Origin of the sequence: Cobetia sp. QF-1 (assembly GCF_002213105.1) — a bacterium.
Lineage (GTDB): Bacteria > Pseudomonadota > Gammaproteobacteria > Pseudomonadales > Halomonadaceae > Cobetia > Cobetia crustatorum.
Genome location: NZ_NBVS01000002.1, coordinates 147,817 through 165,908, shown reverse-complemented (window position 1 = coordinate 165,908; position 18,092 = coordinate 147,817). Strand labels below are relative to the sequence as shown.

The following is an 18,092-nucleotide window of genomic DNA, read 5'->3' as shown; positions in this document are numbered from 1 at the left end:
CATCCTTATCGACGACACGAAATGAAGAGGCAATGATACGCTGGAGTACGCCATGATGACTGCTGCCTGTATCCTGAAAAGTACCTGCCGCCGCGAGCACAGACCTTGCCTGCGTGGATGGTTGACCCGCCTTTGCCCGGAGCCCGGATGACTCACCCTGACCCGACGCCCTCTCCCTCTAGCTCCAGCGCGCCTGTCGAGACGACTCGGCTGCTACTGGTAGAGGATGATGCTCTGCTGTCCAGCACCCTATGCAGCGTCTTTGAGGGCGATGGCCTCAGCGTGACTCACCTGGCCAATGGCAGCGCGGCGCTAACGCTGCTGGCTGACGAGGAACAACACGGTTTCGCACTGATCTTGCTGGACCTCAACCTGCCTGGCGCCTCAGGTCTCGAGATACTGGCGGCACTACGTCAGCACGACCGTCACACGCCAGTACTGATTCTGACCGCACGTGGTGCCATCGAGGACCGTGTGCGTGGACTGGACCTCGGGGCCGATGACTATCTCGCCAAGCCCTTCGCACTCGACGAGCTGGAGGCCCGCGTACGCGCCCTGCTACGCCGTCATGCCAGTCTGCAGCCCATCGGCCACAGTCCTCGGACGGCGGCGCGATTGGTGATTGGCAGCCTCGCCTTCGAGCCCCTCAATGCGCGCTTTTTACTGGCGGATACACCGCTGGCACTGCCACCGCGTGAGCAGCGTCTACTCGGTTGCCTTATTCAACATGCCGGTGAGCCGGTCGACAAGGCACGTCTGACCGAGGAGGCTTTCGGCAGTCATGCGGCCGTCGGCGATAACGCCATCGAGGTCTATGTGCACCGCTTGCGCAAACGTCTGGAAGGCAGTGATGTCCGGCTGCGGACGGTACGCGGGCTGGGTTATTTGCTGGAAAATACTTCCCCCCCATCGGCTGCACAGGCCGGCGCGCCAGCAATGGACTCACCAGAGTGAATGCTGCTGACAACTCAGAGGGCGCTATCAACGAGCCTTCCGCATCGACGTCCAACAGGTCTATCAGCCTTTATCGCCGCCTGCTGAGCTGGCTGCTGATACCGCTATTGGCGCTAGGTACGGTATTGCTGGTACAAGCGTTTCTCTCGGCACGCGATGCAGCAGACCGCGCCTATGACCGGCTACTGGAGGCCTCTTTGGTCACCATCGCCGAACAGGTCAAATGGCAAGACGGTCAGCTATGGCTCGACCTACCACCGGCAGCGTTGGAAATGCTGGCGACCGATGCCCAGGAACGCGTGTTCTACAGTTTGGTAGATGCCGATGGAGAACAGGTCACTGGCAACACGCGTCTACCGGATGCCAATACACTCGCAGCTGGGCCTCACGCCTCACAAGAGGCGCTGGGGCGTAGTGGCGAACTCGCCTTTCGCGACATCGCCTGGCAAGGACAGGCGCTGCGGCTTGGCAGTCTCGAGACTCGCCTTGGGGGCTGGGGTGATGATCCCCGTCATGGTCAGCGCTTCAGCATCCGCGTCGCCCACACCCGCGAAGGTCGCGAGGCACTGACGCGCGAACTGTTCAGCGGCTCGCTGATACGCATTGCTGGCATGGCCGTGCTGGCACTGTTGGTCGTGTTGATCGGTGTGCGTTTGGCACTGTCACCACTGATACGCCTCAGACGTGCTATCCGCGAGCGTGATCCCCGCAGTCTTGCCCCGCTCAACCTCTCACTCCCACGTGAGCTGGAAGAACTTCGTAACACTCTCAACGAGCTGCTGGCACGCATGCGACGAGTACGCGTCAATCAGGAGCGCTTTATTGGCGACGCCTCACATCAGCTGCGTACCCCGCTGGCCGGTCTCTCGGCGCATGCTGAGCTCGCGCTGCGCAACGAAGACCCTGCCGCTTGGCACGCTGCACTGAAGCAAATGCAGGCTACCGCCAGTCATACCGCGCACCTCGCCAGTCAACTGCTCTCGCTGACACGACTCAACAACCCTGAGGTACAGCCTGAGCGTGTGCCATTGGAACTATCGGCGCTCGCCCGCGCCACTGTCAGTCGTCACTTCCTGCGTTGTGATCGCGCGGGTGTCGATCTCGGCCTCGAGATAGCGGCTGAAATCGACAACACTGCCTGGACACTCGGCGTAGCGTGGCAACTTGAAGAGGGGCTGGCCAATCTGATCGACAATGCCTGCAAGCATGGCGCGCACATCGTCACGCTAACGCTGGCCCGAGTCGCCACTACCAGTGATGACGAGACACCTGAGTCATTGGCGGGACGCCTGATACTTGGCGTGGAGGATGATGGTCCCGGCATTCAGGCTGAACGCCGCCTGCTGGTGCTACGTCCCTTTCATCGCCACGCTCAGCCAGACAGTGAATCGGCCCCTGCCACGCGTGGAGGCGCTGGGCTAGGACTGGCAATTGTTGATGGGATTGCCCGCCATCACGATGCACGCCTGACACTGAGCGATGCCAACATTCATACCAACGCCAATACCCACTCCGGCGCCCATGCTGACGCTGAGACTGTTGCTGTGGCTGGCACGGAGACAGGTATCACGGACACGCCACGGCGCGGACTGCGCGTCAGCCTGTATCTTGAACCCTGCCCGCCACCGGCCAGTGATGACATCGAAGGAGGCACTGCATGCTAGTCACCCGCGGCCGGCGCGCCAGATCAAGAACCCGGCGTTCCTCACTGCTGTTACCAGTACTGCTGCTGTCGAGCCTATTGCTGACACAGGTGGCATCCGCTGCTGATACCTATCCCGGCTTCGATCCACAAAGTGATGAACATCAGACACTGTGGCTGCGTAATGGCCAGCCGCTTAAGCGGCTCGATACGACCGCTGACAGTATGCGCGATAGCACGGCGACCGATGCCAACATGTCACACAGGGCCGATCTCGAGATTCATGCCGCGCTGGATCTCCCCGAGATACGCCCACTGCTGGTGCGCTACAGCCGCAAGCACCCAGATCTCCTCATGCACTACGTCAATCGCTCCGCCCTATCGCTGGAGGCGACCTATCTCAAGGCTCCGCTCAAGACGCGCGCTGACCTGATGATCTCCTCCGCCATGGGTCTGCAGTACCGACTGGCCAATCAAGGTCATGCCCGGGCGCTGGACACGCCGAATCTATTGGCCTGGCCTGACAACTCGCGCTGGCGTAACGAGCTATACGCCATGAGCTTCGAACCCATCGTGATGGTGGCACGCCGTGATGCCATGCAGCGACTGGCAGACCTCGATGGCCTGCGCAATCCACGTGATGTACTGCGCAGTCATCGTGATCTCTGGCATCTGCTGGAGACACGTCGTGACGTGCTACGAGGACGCATCATCACCTATGACCCACGTGCCAGCGGTTCCGGCTTCACCTACGCAGTATCGGATGCCCGCCAGTCGCCGCGTTACTGGACACTGGTGCGCGCCATGGGCCAGGCCGATGCCAGACTGGTCAACACCACTGGCGCGATGCTCGAGGCACTGGCGGAGGGCAAGGTGGATATCGCCTACAACCTTGTCGGCCCCTATGCCGTGACCTTCGCGCGTACGCATCCTGAGCTTGAGGTCATCGTGCCGGAAGACTACGTGCTGATTCAGCGCCGGTTGGCCTTTGTGCCTCGCCAGGCACCACACCCCGAGGCAGGTGAAGCCTTTCTCGATTGGTGGTTGAGCTCAGAAGGCCAACAGCGTGTCGCAAATGAAAGCGAGCTCGGCGCATTGCACCCCGAGGTGCGAGGCGAAGGCAGTGCGCATGACCTGCGGGAGCGGCTAGGCGACGCTCTACGCCCCATCGATATCGGCCCCGGTCTGCTCGCGACGCTTGACCGTCTCAAGCAAGCCAGCTTCCTGAGCCGCTGGACCTTGGAGTTTCAGGCACCGCCGCCGGTGATACAGGAAAAGTAGCGTCATAGGGCGTATTTCAAAACACACAAGGCGCCCCGCAGGGCGCCTTGTGTGTTTTGCATGACATCATGCCAGGCGGGCTAGCGCCCTCCTGCATCGCCACCGCCGCCATCACCGTCCTGTGCATCGGGCGTTGATTCGCGCAGTCCGGCATCTTCACGCCCCGCCAGCGCATCATTGGTTGGCTTGCGACGCGCAATCAGTGCACCGCCTTCAAGGTGCTCGCTACTCTCCGGCGAACCACTGGCAGGTCGCTGCATCTGCGGCATCATATCGCGCTGCTCTACCAGACGCTCGGTGCCATCTTGACGATGCAGCCAGACATCCATCTGCTGGAAGGCGACCTTGATGCCATGTTCACGGAAGCGTGCATCGATCAGTCGATTGATCTCATCCGTCGCGTATAGACGGTCAGTAAGGTCATTGACATAGATACGTAGTTCAAAGCCGAAGTTGTCCTTGTTATAGGTCAGACAGAACACCAGCGGCTCCGGGTCCTTGAGCACCCGCTTGTTCTCTTGCGCGGCCTGCAACAACAGGCGATGCGCCAGATCCAGATCACTGCCATGCGCAACACCGAAGTTGAGCACCACCCGTGTGACGTTGTCAGACAGCGACCAGTTGATCAGCTGATCAGTGACGAACACCTTGTTGGGGATGATGATTTCCTTGCGGTCGAAGTCGGTCACCGTGGTGGCACGGATCCGGATACGATTGATCGTACCGTGCAAGTTACCCACCGTGATGGTGTCGCCGATGCGCACCGGACGCTCGAACAGAATGATCAGGCCCGAGATGAAGTTGGCAAAGATCTCCTGCAAGCCAAACCCCAACCCGACACCCAGCGCCGCCACCAACCACTGCAGCTTGTCCCAACTGACCCCCATGCTCCCCAGCGTCATCACGAAGCCGGTCGCCATGATCACGTAGGACAGCAATGAGGTAATCGCGTAGCTGGAGCCCTGCTTGAGCTCAAGACGCGACAGGATCGACACCTCCAGCAAGCCCGGCAAGTTACGCGCCATCATCACCGCCACGCCGAGAGTGACCATCGCCGCGATCAAATCCGCCAGTGAGATGGGGGTCGCCGGGTCCCCCTCAACCGATGCCGCGATGTCCCACACGACAACACTGTCGAGATAGCTCAGTACATTGAGCAGGTCCGCCCACACCACATAGAAGATGAACAGGAAGCTGATGACGAGGATCAGCTTCGACAGTCGCAGTGACTGGGAATTGACCTGCTCCATGTCCAGTGGTGGCTCTTCCACCACCTCGGCACTGCCTTCAGCTCCGTCCTGTACCTGCGCACGACGCCGAGCAATGGCGCGACGATAGGCCAGCCGCCGTGCAGCCACCGCGAGCCCTCGAATCACCGTGGCTTCCACCAGAATCCAGGCACCAAACAGATAAAGCGTGGTAATGAAGCGCCCGCTCAGACGTAGCGCAGTATACTCATAGCCCAGGCAGATCAGCACACCCAACGCCACCGGCACCATCGCCAGCGCGAGGCCGAGAATCAGGCGGAACAGCTTGAGCCCGAAGAACGGCACATGCGCCAGAATCAATCGTGACAGGTAGACGCTCATCGCGACCAACCCACCGAACAGAATCAACAGGCCCAACGGGCGCTCAAGCAGATTGAGATCGGCCTCGCTGATGATATTGGTGACCAGAATGACCGGCAGCAGCGCACACCCAATCCACCACAGCTGACGACGTAGTTCCGCCACATAGGTCGCCGGCCATTGGAAGTGACGCTCCGCCACACCGTCCTTGACCAGCAGTCGCCGGAAGATGCCAAAGATGCCCCAGGCCAGTGACAGCTTGAGCAAGGCCTGCCCCAGCGCCCATAGCATGATGCCTTCGCCCAGCGACAACACTCCGCCAACCAGCGCGAGGGCCAATGCCCCCGGAATCGCCAACAACACGTTCAACAGGATGGCGCGCGGCGTATGTAGCTGGGTGTCCTGTTTGAGACGTCCGATCTGAGCATGCAGGTCCGCCAGCCGAGCGCGAATGCGTGAGCGCTTCCAGGTGATGAAGATCAGTAACAACAAGCCTGGTAGCCCGAACCACATATCCGTCAACTGGAAGCCCTTGGATAGGCCCGCCATCACGGCGCGCCATACGGTCGGTTTGAGTTCCTCGGACAGCATCTCGGGGGAACGCATGAGCCAGTCCAGGTCCAGCGGCTTGCCATTGGCCACCCAGAACAGCTGCTCTTCGATGGTCTGGCGTAAACGTCCCGACACTTCAAGCAACTGTTGTTGATTGAGCTGAAGATCAATGGCGCGCGCCAGCAGGCTGTCGTATTCCTTGTCGAGCTTGTCGACCAACTCCTTGCGTGCATCCAGCTGACGAATCAGTGCCTGACGCAGCTCGTCACTGACCTCTGCATTATCGCTATTACCGCCTGGGCGCTCCAACGCTGCCGATTCGCTCAGCACCTGGCTTTTCAGGTAATGGGGAATATCGGTGAGTTGCTCACGCACCTTGTTAAGCTCGAATTGCCTGAGGCGTAGATCAGCGATCTCTTCTTTCAAGTCCTGGCGTACATCCACCTTGGGCAAGCGGCTCTGCTGCTCACGCAGAATACGTGCCAGCAACACGCTGCCCTTGATGGCTTCGATCTGCTCACTCATCGTGCGCTCAACCTGAGTCACCCGATCCAACTGGGTGCGCACTTCCAGACCATCACGAATCACTGCATTGACACGATCGGTAATCGCCAATAACTGACTGCTGAGTTCACGGTTGCGGTTCAGTACCTGCTTGAAAATGGGGTTGTCGGCCAACGCCGCATTCTCACCGCTGGTCGCATCCGCAATCGTCTTCTCGGACTGGTTACGCCGCTTGTCATTCACCAGATTCTGAATCTGCTGAAGATCTTTCTCGAGGGTCTCGATATGGCGGCTATAAAATGTCTTGCGAACCTGAGCCAGCGCGCGCAGTTGAGAGCTCGAATTGAGCTCGGCATGGCTCAATTCGCCACGCGTATCCGCCAGCGCCAAACGCGCCTCAAGCAAATCACGTCCAGTTCCACTCAACTCCTGATCATCATTGCTGGAGAGCTGAGTCTCCAGCCGCTGTACCTGCTGCTGCGCATCGGCCAGCGTGGAGCGCGAACGCTCTGGCAAACTTTGGGCATCGATGAGGCGACGGTTGGTATCGGCCAGCTTGTCCTGCAATGCCTGAAGCTCATCGAGAATGGCCGTCATGCGCTTGTCCAGCGCATCAACCGACTCACCATCAAGTGTCTTTTCGTCTAGCGCAGTATATTCCTGCGGCAGCCGTGACAGCTCAGCCTGCACCTCGACCAAGTCTGCCGGGGCCGACTTGATCTCGGCCTTGAGACTACGCAGATTGCTTGTCGCCTCGCTGAAGTCATCCAGTACCGTCAACGTTTCCTTGAGATCGGCTATTCGTTGACGTGTATCAGCGTCAGGTTTTTCAACGCTTTGCAGGTCCTCAAGCTGGCTCTGAACATTAGACCTTTCAGGGGCTGCAGCGCTGGCTATTTCCGATACACCACACAACAGCACCATCAGTATCAGGGCGCCTGTCAGTAGCATCAGTCTCAAGGGGTTATTGCCTGTCACATCCATCTCCTCAACCGCGCCATCGTTCTTGTGCGGCGTCCACACGGCCCGCAGTGTCTGCATTGTCGACTGCGCCTGCAACGCGCGCAATCACTGCCATGAAAACCTTGTCGCGCCACGCAGTGACTTACCCTCCCAAGAGTCGGAGTGTCATGGAGTAGCGACAGCCTCTGTCGGCATCAACGTGCTGGAACAAGGCACCTGACAGCCAGTAGAATGGCAGACTTGTCATGATCATTGCTCCATACTCCGCAGCTCGGCTCCCGCGGCGTTACCCCACCAGGATATCCTCATGCCCTTCCGTCTCATCTCTACCGGATTCCGGCCAGCCACCGCGTGCCTATCCGGTTTGCTGGCGACGGCCCTGCTGACCCTCGCGGCATCAGCCAGCGCTGCCGTGCCCTATACCATGGATACCCAGGGTCGCATGGTGCTGGCCAATGGTCAGCGCTTCACTCCCCAGGAATTGGGCATGACACCCGCACAAGCACGTGCTGGCGCCAAGAACAGTGATGTTCGACGCACGCCAACCTACTCGCCGCCTGCGTCCAAGAGCACGCGGGCAGAGCAGAGTTTTGTCCCTGTCGGTGAGACGATTCCCACGAAAATGACGGGGACTGATGCTGATGCCGAGCAGGAAAATCGCTCCAGCGATAGCCCGGCTCAGCTTCGCGCACAGGAACGTGTTGCGCTTGAGGACAATGCCGAGAGCAATCCACTGGCGATCACCGCCTATAAGCGCAACTACCTGCTGCCTTGGGCCTACAACTCGACGCCCAATGCCGAAAGTTTCAATCAGGTGACACGCGAAGGCGATGTGGACAAGACCGAAGTCAAATATCAGCTCAGCTTCAAGGTCGAGCTGATGGACGACGTCTTTGGCGACAACGGAGATGTCTTCTTTGCTTATACTCAGCGCAGCTGGTGGCAGGCGTACAACTCCGATGCTTCATCTCCGTTCCGCGAAACCAATTACGAGCCGGAAGCCTTTATCCAGTTCGATAATCGCTTCGAGCTGTTCGGGTGGACCAACACACGCAATCGCCTTGGCTTTGCACACCAGTCCAATGGCCGCTCCGATCCGTTATCGCGCAGCTGGAATCGCGTCTACGCCGACATGATGTTCCAGAACGGTGACTGGGCCGTGGCCGTCACACCGCATTGGCGGGTGCCGGAAGAGTCCGATGACGATGACAACCCGGATCTCTACAACTACATCGGCTACGGCGATATCACCGTGGGCTATACCGTGGATCAACATGAATTTACCTGGATGGTGCGTGGCAACCCCTCCAAAGGGAATTTCGGCAACCAGCTGGATTATTCCTTCCCGCTATTCGGCAAGGTACGTGGCTACGTGCAGTACTATCACGGCTATGGCGAAAGCTTGATCGATTATGATCACAGCGTGAATCGCTTCGGTCTCGGGTTCTCGATCAACACCTTCTTCGCCGGACTACCCGAAACCTGATGGCAGATCATCCACGGTTATGACAGAACCGGATATCACGCAAAACGGACAGCCTTGGCTGTCCGTTTTGCCGAGCGGCGCCTGTTACGCAGACCCGCCGAGCGGTTTCTGCCCAATAACCTTGCAGAACTGATCCAGGTCATTCTATCTGCCCAATCTCCGACGATCTTGCGGTCTCTTGCCCATCTGCCCTTGTGTTTATTCCGAGCGGCCCCAACGCTTCATATATGGCCCCACGAAACGCCCTGCGTTGAAGTGAGGGCTTTGTAGCAACATCCATAGCAACACAAGGTCATGCCCTGCCGCCTGCGGCGCCCCAGGGAAGATGACATTCGAGAGTCATGAGCACTGCCCAAGGCTGTGCTTGCTATTCACGAAGTCTCATTCGACACACGGGAAGGAATTACATCATGGCTATGCAAAAGATCGGTGATCACACGACGTCAGCTACCAATGCCAACACCGAACAGCTGAAGGATGATCTGCGCCATCTATCCCAGACCGTCGAGGACCTGATACATGCCTCGGCTGAAGATTCCCGCGACAGCATGAAAGAAGCACGTGCACGCGCCCAGACTCGTCTGGAAGCGACTCGTGCTCGCCTCAGCGAACAAGGTGATCGTATCGCTGCCAGCGCACGCCAGTCCGCTGATTGTGCCGATCGCTATGTCCACGACAATCCGTGGACCAGCATCGGTATCGGCGCCGCCGCTGGCGTTGTCTTCGGCATTCTGCTCGGCCGCCGCTAATGCAGGAACAAGGGCCGGTTGAACGCGTACTTGGCGCCATCCGCCGCCTGACAGCAAGCCTTGTGGAAAGCGGCGAGACGCGTCTGCGTCTCGCCGTGCTGGAGCTGGAGGAAGAGCGCGAGCGATTGTTCGTGCTCCTGCTGCTGTCTGGAATCGCCCTGATGCTGATCTGCTTCGGCATCGGCATGGCCATTCTGCTGGTGGTCGCGGCGTACTGGGATACTCATCGTCTGCTCGCTATCGCCTTATGTGGCGGTACGCTGCTGATACTGGGAGGAGTGATTGCCTGGCGCGTCAAGGCCATCGCCTCACGGCGGAGCTTGCTGCGTTCCACACTTAGCCACCTGAGCACCGACAGCGAAAGCCTCAAGGGTGTGCGTGCCGAGGCGCTGGCTCGCCAACGTCAGCGCGAACACAATTGATGATGTGTGCAGGTGATGCTCGTGCATCAACTCCACCAGGAGTGATACACGAGCTCGTCGCCAGGGAGGCCGTATGAGCCCTTCAAGACAACCAGCCTTGCAGCGTGATCCGTCTTCGCCTGGTTCTCTCAAGACGAGAGGTGGGCAATCGCATCCGCGTGATGTGCGACGCGCTGAGCTCGAAGCACGTATCACTCAACAGCGCCTCGACATCAGCCACGCCATGCAGGATCTCGAAACCGCCACGGCGCCGATTGATCGTGGCTGGGCCAAGATTCAGCAATACCGTGGCCCGCTCGTCTTGCTAGGCGGTCTTATCGCCGCGCGTGGTGGATTCAAGCCGAAGAAAGGTTTGAGTCTCGTGAAACGTGGTCTGATGGGGTGGGTGATGATTCGGCGCTTGCGAGTACTGTTCAACAAATAACTCGCAATGAATCGGCAAGACCGTTTTGCGCGATAGTCGTATCACGCTCAGCGATACAACGAAAAGCCCCACGATCTGGCATTCAGGTCGTGGGGCTTTTTTCATTTTCACAACATTCAATCGCTTACGCCGCTCGACTGGTCTGCTTGAGCAGATGAGCAGCCAGATAGAGCACCGCAAAGATCAGCCCCAACACCGCGGCAAAACCGAACACCTCGCGACCGCCGCCGGGCAAGAACTCCAGGAAGGAGGTCAGGAACTGACCGAGAAAGATGGCCATGGTCAGATAGGAAAGGTTACGTCCGCGAACGGCGACGTGACTGCGCTCTACCGTCATGTGATTCAGCAGGGGAATGGAGAAGCCAAAGCCCATGCCAGCCAGCACGGCTCCCAGGCTCATCACGACCATGCTCTCGGCCTGCTGGAAAACGAACAGGCTAGCGGAATACAGCACGAAGGCCAGCACCAGCGTCGGCATTTCACGCAAGGTACGGGATACCCAGGGCATCAGCATCGCAGCAATCACGGCCACCAGCGAGATACCTGCCAGGAAGATCCCAGTGGCAGCCTCATCAAGGCCGAGCATGTTCAAGCGTTCCGGCAACATGACGATGGCAGTGAAGAACAACGTCAATGAAATTGCCGCCGCCAGATAGACGCTATTGAGTGAGGACGCCACTGCACCTGCCGCACCATCGGTAGCTTCGCTCTCCAACGCAACCGGTGACTGCTTGGGCACCATCATCCACAACATGGCCAACAGCACCCAGGCCAGCAGGTACAGACCAAAGGACAACTGCCAGGCGATGCCTGCCAACACGCCACTGACGAACAGGAAGATCACCCCACCCAGTTCAATTGACATGCCTTGCAGGGCAATCATCTTGAGTCGCGCATGGCCGTGATACCACTCGGAAATCAACGTGGTCCCCCCCGCCATGACGACAGCCGTGACACCGCCCAGCAGAATGCGATCGGCAAACACCATCACCGTGCCTTCCAGCAGCGCACCGCCCGCCCCCAGCAAGCCATAGAGAAACAGCCCTCCGATCAGCACGCGATAGGCACCGAGACGATCGATCATGCGCCCGGCGATTGGCGCGAACAGCACCGCCCCCAGCGAGGGCAAGGTAATCAACCAGCTGGCGTAGCTTCCCACCTTCAAGGCAGATGCAATATTCAAAAGCCCCGGCGCGACGACGGTACCGACCATGATGGTCAGACAGGCGATGGCCAGTAGCGTAAAGCGACCGCCGGAAGACAGCGACCGTGATGCCCCGCGTTCTTGATGAGAGGCGGCTTGGGAAGACGAGGTATTCATTTAGGCTCCACACAGGTTCAGGACCATCGCACGCGCTTGCCCATGAGCGAATGAGCACATGAGTGAGCGAGAGAATGGCAGGCCGTCAGCCTAACGAGCAGAAACTTATAATAGAAATGATAAGATATGATATGACTCATGCCGATAGGGCATCAATCACCTACAAGAGCCCGCCATGGAACTACGTACTCTGAAAACCTTCGTAGCAGTGGCGACGCTGAAAAGTTTCTCTGCCGCCGCGCGCGAGCTACATACTGTGCAGCCCGCCATCAGTCGCCAGATTGCCGATCTCGAAGCCGAACTGGGCGTCAGTCTGCTGTGGAGGAATACGCGTGAAGTGAGGGTGACTGCCCCAGGCGAGGCCTTGCTGGAAGAAGCCAACCGCATGCTGGCGCTGGAGGCACAGGCACGCAAGCGCGTGGCGATGGCCGCCAGCGGCCAGACCGGCACGCTGCGTATCGGCTACATGAGCTCGGCCTGCGCGAGCTTCGTACCGGGCCTGATGCGCGAATTTTCCGTACAGCACCCCGATGTCACGCTCGTATTGCACGAGATGACTGCTCAACAACAACTGGATGCCTTTGCGCGCGAGGAGATCGATGTCGGCCTGTCACGTCCGCTACCCATGGAGCTGCGCGAGACACTGGCAGCCTTGCCGATGTATGACGATGAGTTGATGGTGGTGGTGCCAGAAGGCCATAGGCTGGCCCGGCGCAAGCGGCTTGCCTTGCGTGAACTGAGCCATGAAGACTTCGTGCTGTTTCAGCGTGATCAGGCGACGGGGCTGTTCGATCACATCATCAGTGCCTGTGGCGACGCCGGCTTCTCTCCGCGCATTACACGTCAACCAGCAATGATGCAGACGCTGCTCAGCGAGGTCGCCGCCGGACTCGGGCTTGCGATCACACCGGCCTGTATCCGACGTCTGCAATGCGATGGCTGTCACTTCATCACGCTGCGTCCCGCACTAGGAGCGGTGCCGCTGGAGCTCCACTACCCCAGCACACCATCGCGTCCGGTCATCGAAGCCTTCGTCACGTTGGTCGAGACCGCTATTCCTGCCATACGCGCGCAGATGGCGTGATGCATGATTGAGCCATGCAACACTCACGATCCAACGGCTCTCAACTATTCAGGCCACAGGCGACCGCTGATGACCACGCCCACTGGAAGTTGTAGCCGCCCAACTCGCCGGTCACGTCGAGCACCTCGCCAATGAAGGCCAGCTGCGGCAGATCGCGCACACTGAAATCCTTCTGGGAGATGGCATCGGTAACCACACCGCCCATCGTCACCTCGGCCGTGCGCCAGCCTTCGGTACCGGCAGGCTTGAGCTGCCAATGATTCAGCGACTGCGCTAGCTGCTCGATACGCGCATTGGAGAGCTCCGCCAGGCTGCGCTCACTCAGGCGCCCAGCATCAGCGTCCTGCCACTCTATCAGCGCTTGGGCGAGACGCTTGGGCAGTCGCTCACCTAGCCACGGGCCAACCTGGCGCTTGGGATGTTGCTCACGCAGCGCGATCAGCTCGTCATAGGCGTTCACGCCCGGCAAGAGGTCGATGCTCAGCGGCTGGCCTGGCGTCCACCAAGAGGAGGCCTGCAGCATCGCCGGACCCGACAGGCCACGGTGGGTGATCAACATCGGCTCGCGATACTGACCCTTGCCAGCGGTCACGCTGACATCACAGGACAACCCCGAAAGCGGCGACAGGCGCTCCTTCCACTGCGAGGTCAGCGTGAACGGCACCAGCGCCGCGTAGGTCTCGGTGACCTCAAGCCCGAACTGACGTGCGATGTCATAGCCAAAGCCGCTGGCACCCAACGTCGGAATCGATAGCCCGCCCGTGGCGACCACGACACGTCCGGCCGTGTGCGTGCCGTTGCTGGTCGCGACGCGCATGCCCTCTCCCGCCTGTTCAATCGCGGTGATGCGGGTATTGAGACGGATCTCCGCCCCGGCCCACTCGCATTCCGTCATCAGGATCGCCAGCAGATCCTTGGCAGAATCAGCGCAGAACAGCTGCCCCGGCTTCTTCTCGACGTGATCCAACCCATGACGCTCCACCAGCTCCAGAAAGTGGTGCGGCGTATAGCGCTTGAGCGCCGAGATGCAGAAGTGCGGATTGCGCGAGAAGAAGTTGGACGGCCCGGCATCCAGGTTGGTGAAATTGCAGCGCCCGCCACCTGACATCAGGATCTTCTTGCCGGCCTTGTTGGCGTGGTCCAGCACCAGCACGCGCTTGCCCTGATAGCCCGCCGTGGCGGCGCACATCAGGCCTGCCGCGCCTGCGCCGATGATGATGACGTCGTATGTGGCCATGCTGGAAACCTCGTGCAACAAGAAGAGAAAGACGGTGCTGAAACGCCGAGTGCTCGAGTAGAGGCACCGTGGTGGCCCGACTGTGCCAGACACCGGCCGCGCAGTTTACCAGAAGCCACGCTCGGTTTCGGGCTCCCGCTGTGCCCTGGCAACATGCGGAACGCGGATTGGCCCATCAAAAAGAGCGCTGCGGATATCCACAGCGCTCTTTTTCAGCTCGCACGTCAGCTGACTTCAGACGTTACATTCCGGCGTGCAGCCCCAACCCCAGAGCCGCCGACAGACCGATACCGGCCGCCATGAGAAGGCCACCCAAGGGGCGTCGGCGTTTCATCTGCCACCACATCCACAGGCCAGTCAGCCCCCACAGCACCATCACGCAGGCCATGACATCCACGACCACTGCCCATACCCACTCCAGCACGCTGCTCTTGTAGCCATGTTGCTTGTGCAGGTGCGTCAGGGTTTCGCCAAGCCCCGCGCCGGGTTGGATCTGCCCGACGGGCTGGCCCTTCAGCTTGCCTGAATACAGGTCCAACTGGGCATTGAAGCGCTGACCGCTGCCGTCCTCCAGCGTGAAGTCGAGCGTCCCCTTGCCATTGAGTGGCTGACGTTCACTGGCGCCGATCGCCTCACGAAGACGGGTCTGCTGACTGACCAGTGGCACCGCCAGTGGCGAAGTGTCAGGAAGCGTCAGGATCTGGCCGGCCAGCGGCATGCGAGCAGGACGAGCCGACGCATTTCCCGCGGCATTTTCCTGCATGGCAATACGCCGCCCCTCACCGTGGGAAAGATCCACCATGTAGCGCTGACGCATGTCCGCTCCCCGGGAGTCCAGCAGCAGAGACAACGGCGCGCCCTTGAGCGCCTGTGGGTCAATCAGCGTGAATTCGTGACGCCCCGAGGAGACACGGTTCATTTCCGCCACGCTGGCCACGGCCAGTGCCTGGGCATCCACCGGGCCCAACGCGGCGCGTTGCAACGCCTCGGAAGACAACGGTGTCTGCTGGATGTCGCGATAAAGGCCGGGATGGTTCATCAGGAAGGCGCTCACGCCATACAACAGCACGAAGGGCACCAGCGCGACGCCGCAATACAGATGCAGAGAGCGAATCCAGGGGTTGAGTCGCTGCGCCAGGGTCTTGCGCCGCCCCCGCTGACGGGGGGTGTCCTGGAGCGTGGACGTGGCGCGCGAGGCAAGCCGTTGAGCGGGGGCACCGGGTGCAACATCTGACATGATGACTCTGTTCCTGGGGTGAGCGACGACGACAAGGTGAATGCACACGCCTTCGCGCGGGTGCGATCAAGAGGCGCAGATGATAAGGCAAATACACCTCATCGGCGAATGATTCTCACATGCAGTCACATCACGCAATCGAATGGCGCGAATCGTCGACGCCAGATGGCAGATCGCCCCCGCTGCCAGAGGCAACGGGGGCGATCAGAACGGCGATTTCACCACAAGGAGCAGACGTACACGCTCAGACGATGACGCCCTGGCTACGCAGGTAGTCGTCGTAGGTGCCGCTGAAGTCGACAACACCATCTGCACTCAGCTCGATGATGCGTGTCGCCAGTGAGCCCACGAATTCGCGGTCATGGCTGACGAAGATCAATGTGCCAGGGTAGTTTTCCAGCGCAAGGTTAAGCGCCTCGATGGACTCCATGTCCAGGTGGTTGGTCGGCTCATCCATCACCAGCACGTTGGGTTGCTTGAGGATCAGCTTGCCGAACAGCATGCGCCCCTGTTCACCCCCGGAGATGACCTTGACCGACTTGAGGATATCGTCGTTGGAGAACAGCATGCGACCCAGCGTGCCACGCACGACCTGCTCGCCGCCGCTGGTCCACTGCGCCATCCAGTCATAGAGCGTCATGTCGGTGGCGAAATCGTGAGCATGATCCTGCGCGTAGTAGCCCACGTCAGCGGCATCAGTCCACTTGATGCTACCGGCATCTGGATGCATTTCACCCACCAACGTGCGCAGCAATGTGGTCTTGCCGATACCGTTAGGACCAATGATCGCGACACGCTCACCAGCAGCCACCGTAAAGCTGAAGTTCTCAAACAGGGTATTACCGTCAAAGCCCTTGGCCAGCTTGTCGACCAATACGGCGTTATTATGCACCTTCTTGGTCTGCTCGAAACGAATGAACGGACTGATACGCGAAGACGGCTTGATCTCGCTGAGCTGGATCTTGTCGATCTGCTTGGCGCGCGAAGTTGCCTGCTTGGCCTTGGAGGCATTGGCAGAGAAGCGGCTGACGAACGACTGCAGCTCGGCAATCTGCGCCTTCTTCTTGGCGTTGTCAGATTGCAGTTGTTCACGCGCCTGGGTCGCGGCGGTCATGTACTCGTCGTAGTTGCCCGGGAACAGACGCAGTTCACGGTAGTCCAGGTCGGCCATGTGCGTGCAGACACTGTTCAGGAAGTGACGATCGTGAGAAATGATGATCATGGTACTGGAGCGCGACGTCAGCACGTCTTCCAGCCAACGGATAGTGTTGATATCCAGGTGGTTGGTCGGCTCATCCAGCAGCAGCAGGTCAGGATCAGAGAACAGTGCCTGTGCCAGCAATACACGCAGCTTCCAGCCCGGCGCTATTTCGCTCATCGGCCCAAGGTGCTGATCAATGGGAATATCGAGGCCCATCAGCAATTCACCGGCACGCGCTTCAGCGGTATAGCCGTCGAGTTCAGCGAATTCGACTTCAAGCTCCGCGACCTTCATGCCATCGTCTTCGCTCATGTCCGGCAGCGAGTAGATACGGTCACGCTCAGCCTTGACCACGGCCAGACGCTCATGACCCATGATCACGGTGTCGAGCACCGTGTATTCCTCATAGGCGAACTGGTCCTGACGCAGCTTGCCCAAGCGGATATTGGGTTCGAGCATGACGTGACCGCCGGACGACTCCAGATCGCCACCGAGGATCTTCATCATGGTCGACTTGCCGCAGCCGTTGGCACCGATCAGGCCGTAGCGATGGCCACGCCCAAACTTGGCAGAGACGTCTTCAAACAGCGGCTTGGCACCGAACTGCATGGTGAGATTAGCGGTAGAGATCACGAGGGAGTATCCGTTTGGAATGAAAAGATGGGCGGTGACGAAGCGTCACGCTGGCGCCGGATGATACGGGGTCTGGAATCGCGGTCCGTCAGGCATCAGCCACGGAAGAAGACTTCCAGCAGGTGATAGCCGAACTTGCTCTTCAGCGGCCCCTGCAGGGTATTGAGCGGGCCCTTGAAGATGGCGCGATCAATGCCGCCGACCATCTGGCCGGGGCGCACTTCGCCCAGGTCACCGCCCCGCTTGCTGGAAGGACAGGTGGAGTGCTTCTTCGCCAGCTTCTCGAACGGCTGGCCGCGCTCCAGTGACTGCTTGAGACGCTGCGCCTCGGCCTCGGTCTTCACCAGAATGTGGCGTGCCATGGCAATACGAGCCATCTCATGTCCTCTTGCAAGCGAATGCGTGCCTGTCTTCTCCCGGTTCGCGTTCTGTCCCTCCGAGGTGCTGTCCTGTCAGCGACAACCTGCGACAACAGGCGCATGACGAGGGACGTGGCGGGAGGCCAGACGAAAGATGAGAGAGACAACAGGCAACAAGGTGAATCTGAAGGCGGGCATGATAACAGCTCAGGAAGACAGACGCTGCAGTGCGTGTTCGCAGCCGCTTCTGACAGGCGAGCATCCGGCACAGCCAGACGCATGCGGGGACATCAAGAGCCTTCTCGAGCTATCAGGTGTTGCCGGGGGATCTCGGAGAGTCACACCGAAAGAAGGAGGGGGGGAACTGGCGACACACAGATGCCTGGCAGGACATGCGCGTCAGAGACTCACGCATGTCCTGCCAGGCATCTACGCGGGCCGGGAAAGGCAAGACTCCAGCACATGCCATGTTCCC

The 18,092-nt window shown here is 59.7% G+C and carries 14 protein-coding genes; 8 read left to right on the top strand and 6 right to left on the bottom strand.

Annotated elements, in window-relative coordinates; all coding sequences use genetic code 11:
* Positions 1-147: 147 nt before the first annotated feature.
* The 3 genes from CFN46_RS04025 to CFN46_RS04015 are packed head-to-tail and all read left to right on the top strand — an operon-like array spanning position 148 to position 3,877.
* A complete protein-coding gene (locus CFN46_RS04025; RefSeq protein ID WP_024953269.1) occupies positions 148-954 on the top strand; it encodes a response regulator transcription factor in 807 nt (268 codons plus the stop codon).
* Entirely contained in the window at positions 951-2,618 is a 1,668-nt protein-coding gene (locus CFN46_RS04020; RefSeq protein ID WP_254918399.1) for a sensor histidine kinase, read from the top strand. Before CFN46_RS04025 ends, CFN46_RS04020 begins: the two co-directional genes overlap by 4 nt.
* Positions 2,612-3,877, top strand: coding sequence for an ABC transporter substrate-binding protein (locus tag CFN46_RS04015; RefSeq protein ID WP_088742776.1), 1,266 nt, complete (start codon positions 2,612-2,614; stop codon positions 3,875-3,877). Before CFN46_RS04020 ends, CFN46_RS04015 begins: the two co-directional genes overlap by 7 nt.
* An 80-nt stretch (positions 3,878-3,957) precedes the next feature.
* Here CFN46_RS04015 and mscK read toward each other — a convergent pair whose 3' ends face one another.
* Positions 3,958-7,542, bottom strand: a complete 3,585-nt coding sequence (mscK, locus tag CFN46_RS04010; protein ID WP_246116571.1) for a mechanosensitive channel MscK — start codon at positions 7,540-7,542, stop codon at positions 3,958-3,960.
* 229 nt (positions 7,543-7,771) lie between these two features.
* Between mscK and CFN46_RS04005 the strand changes: the two genes are divergently transcribed.
* The 4 genes from CFN46_RS04005 (at position 7,772) to CFN46_RS03990 (ending at position 10,545) form a co-directional block, all read left to right on the top strand.
* Entirely contained in the window at positions 7,772-8,950 is a 1,179-nt protein-coding gene (locus CFN46_RS04005) for a phospholipase A (RefSeq protein ID WP_254918398.1), read from the top strand.
* A 410-nt stretch (positions 8,951-9,360) separates the two neighbouring features.
* A complete protein-coding gene (locus CFN46_RS04000) occupies positions 9,361-9,699 on the top strand; it encodes a YqjD family protein (RefSeq protein ID WP_088742775.1) in 339 nt (112 codons plus the stop codon).
* Complete coding sequence (locus tag CFN46_RS03995) at positions 9,699-10,121, top strand: phage holin family protein (RefSeq protein WP_088742774.1); 423 nt, start codon at positions 9,699-9,701, stop codon at positions 10,119-10,121. Before CFN46_RS04000 ends, CFN46_RS03995 begins: the two co-directional genes overlap by 1 nt.
* A 73-nt stretch (positions 10,122-10,194) precedes the next feature.
* Complete coding sequence (locus CFN46_RS03990; RefSeq protein WP_088742773.1) at positions 10,195-10,545, top strand: YqjK-like family protein; 351 nt, start codon at positions 10,195-10,197, stop codon at positions 10,543-10,545.
* A gap of 124 nt (positions 10,546-10,669) precedes the next feature.
* Here CFN46_RS03990 and CFN46_RS03985 read toward each other — a convergent pair whose 3' ends face one another.
* Complete coding sequence (locus tag CFN46_RS03985; RefSeq protein WP_088742772.1) at positions 10,670-11,866, bottom strand: MFS transporter; 1,197 nt, start codon at positions 11,864-11,866, stop codon at positions 10,670-10,672.
* Positions 11,867-12,041: 175 nt separating this feature from the next.
* Here CFN46_RS03985 and CFN46_RS03980 point away from each other — a divergent pair, with 175 nt between their 5' ends.
* The gene (locus tag CFN46_RS03980) at positions 12,042-12,950 is read left to right on the top strand and encodes a LysR family transcriptional regulator (RefSeq protein ID WP_088742771.1); all 909 of its coding nucleotides are present in this window, start codon (positions 12,042-12,044) and stop codon (positions 12,948-12,950) included.
* A 40-nt stretch (positions 12,951-12,990) separates the two neighbouring features.
* On the opposite strand, the gene CFN46_RS03975 is transcribed toward CFN46_RS03980, so the two are convergent.
* From CFN46_RS03975 to CFN46_RS03960, 4 genes are all read right to left on the bottom strand, one after another.
* Positions 12,991-14,187 (bottom strand): NAD(P)/FAD-dependent oxidoreductase, encoded by a 1,197-nt coding sequence (locus CFN46_RS03975; protein ID WP_088742770.1) that lies wholly within the window; start codon positions 14,185-14,187, stop codon positions 12,991-12,993.
* Positions 14,188-14,428: 241 nt separating this feature from the next.
* On the bottom strand, positions 14,429-15,424 hold the full coding sequence (locus CFN46_RS03970; RefSeq protein WP_088742769.1) for a PepSY domain-containing protein: 996 nt from the start codon (positions 15,422-15,424) through the stop codon (positions 14,429-14,431).
* 244 nt (positions 15,425-15,668) lie between these two features.
* Entirely contained in the window at positions 15,669-17,258 is a 1,590-nt protein-coding gene (locus tag CFN46_RS03965) for an ABC-F family ATPase (protein WP_088742768.1), read from the bottom strand.
* A gap of 95 nt (positions 17,259-17,353) precedes the next feature.
* Entirely contained in the window at positions 17,354-17,635 is a 282-nt protein-coding gene (locus tag CFN46_RS03960; RefSeq protein ID WP_035160499.1) for a peptidylprolyl isomerase, read from the bottom strand.
* Between the last annotated feature and the right edge of the window lie 457 nt (positions 17,636-18,092).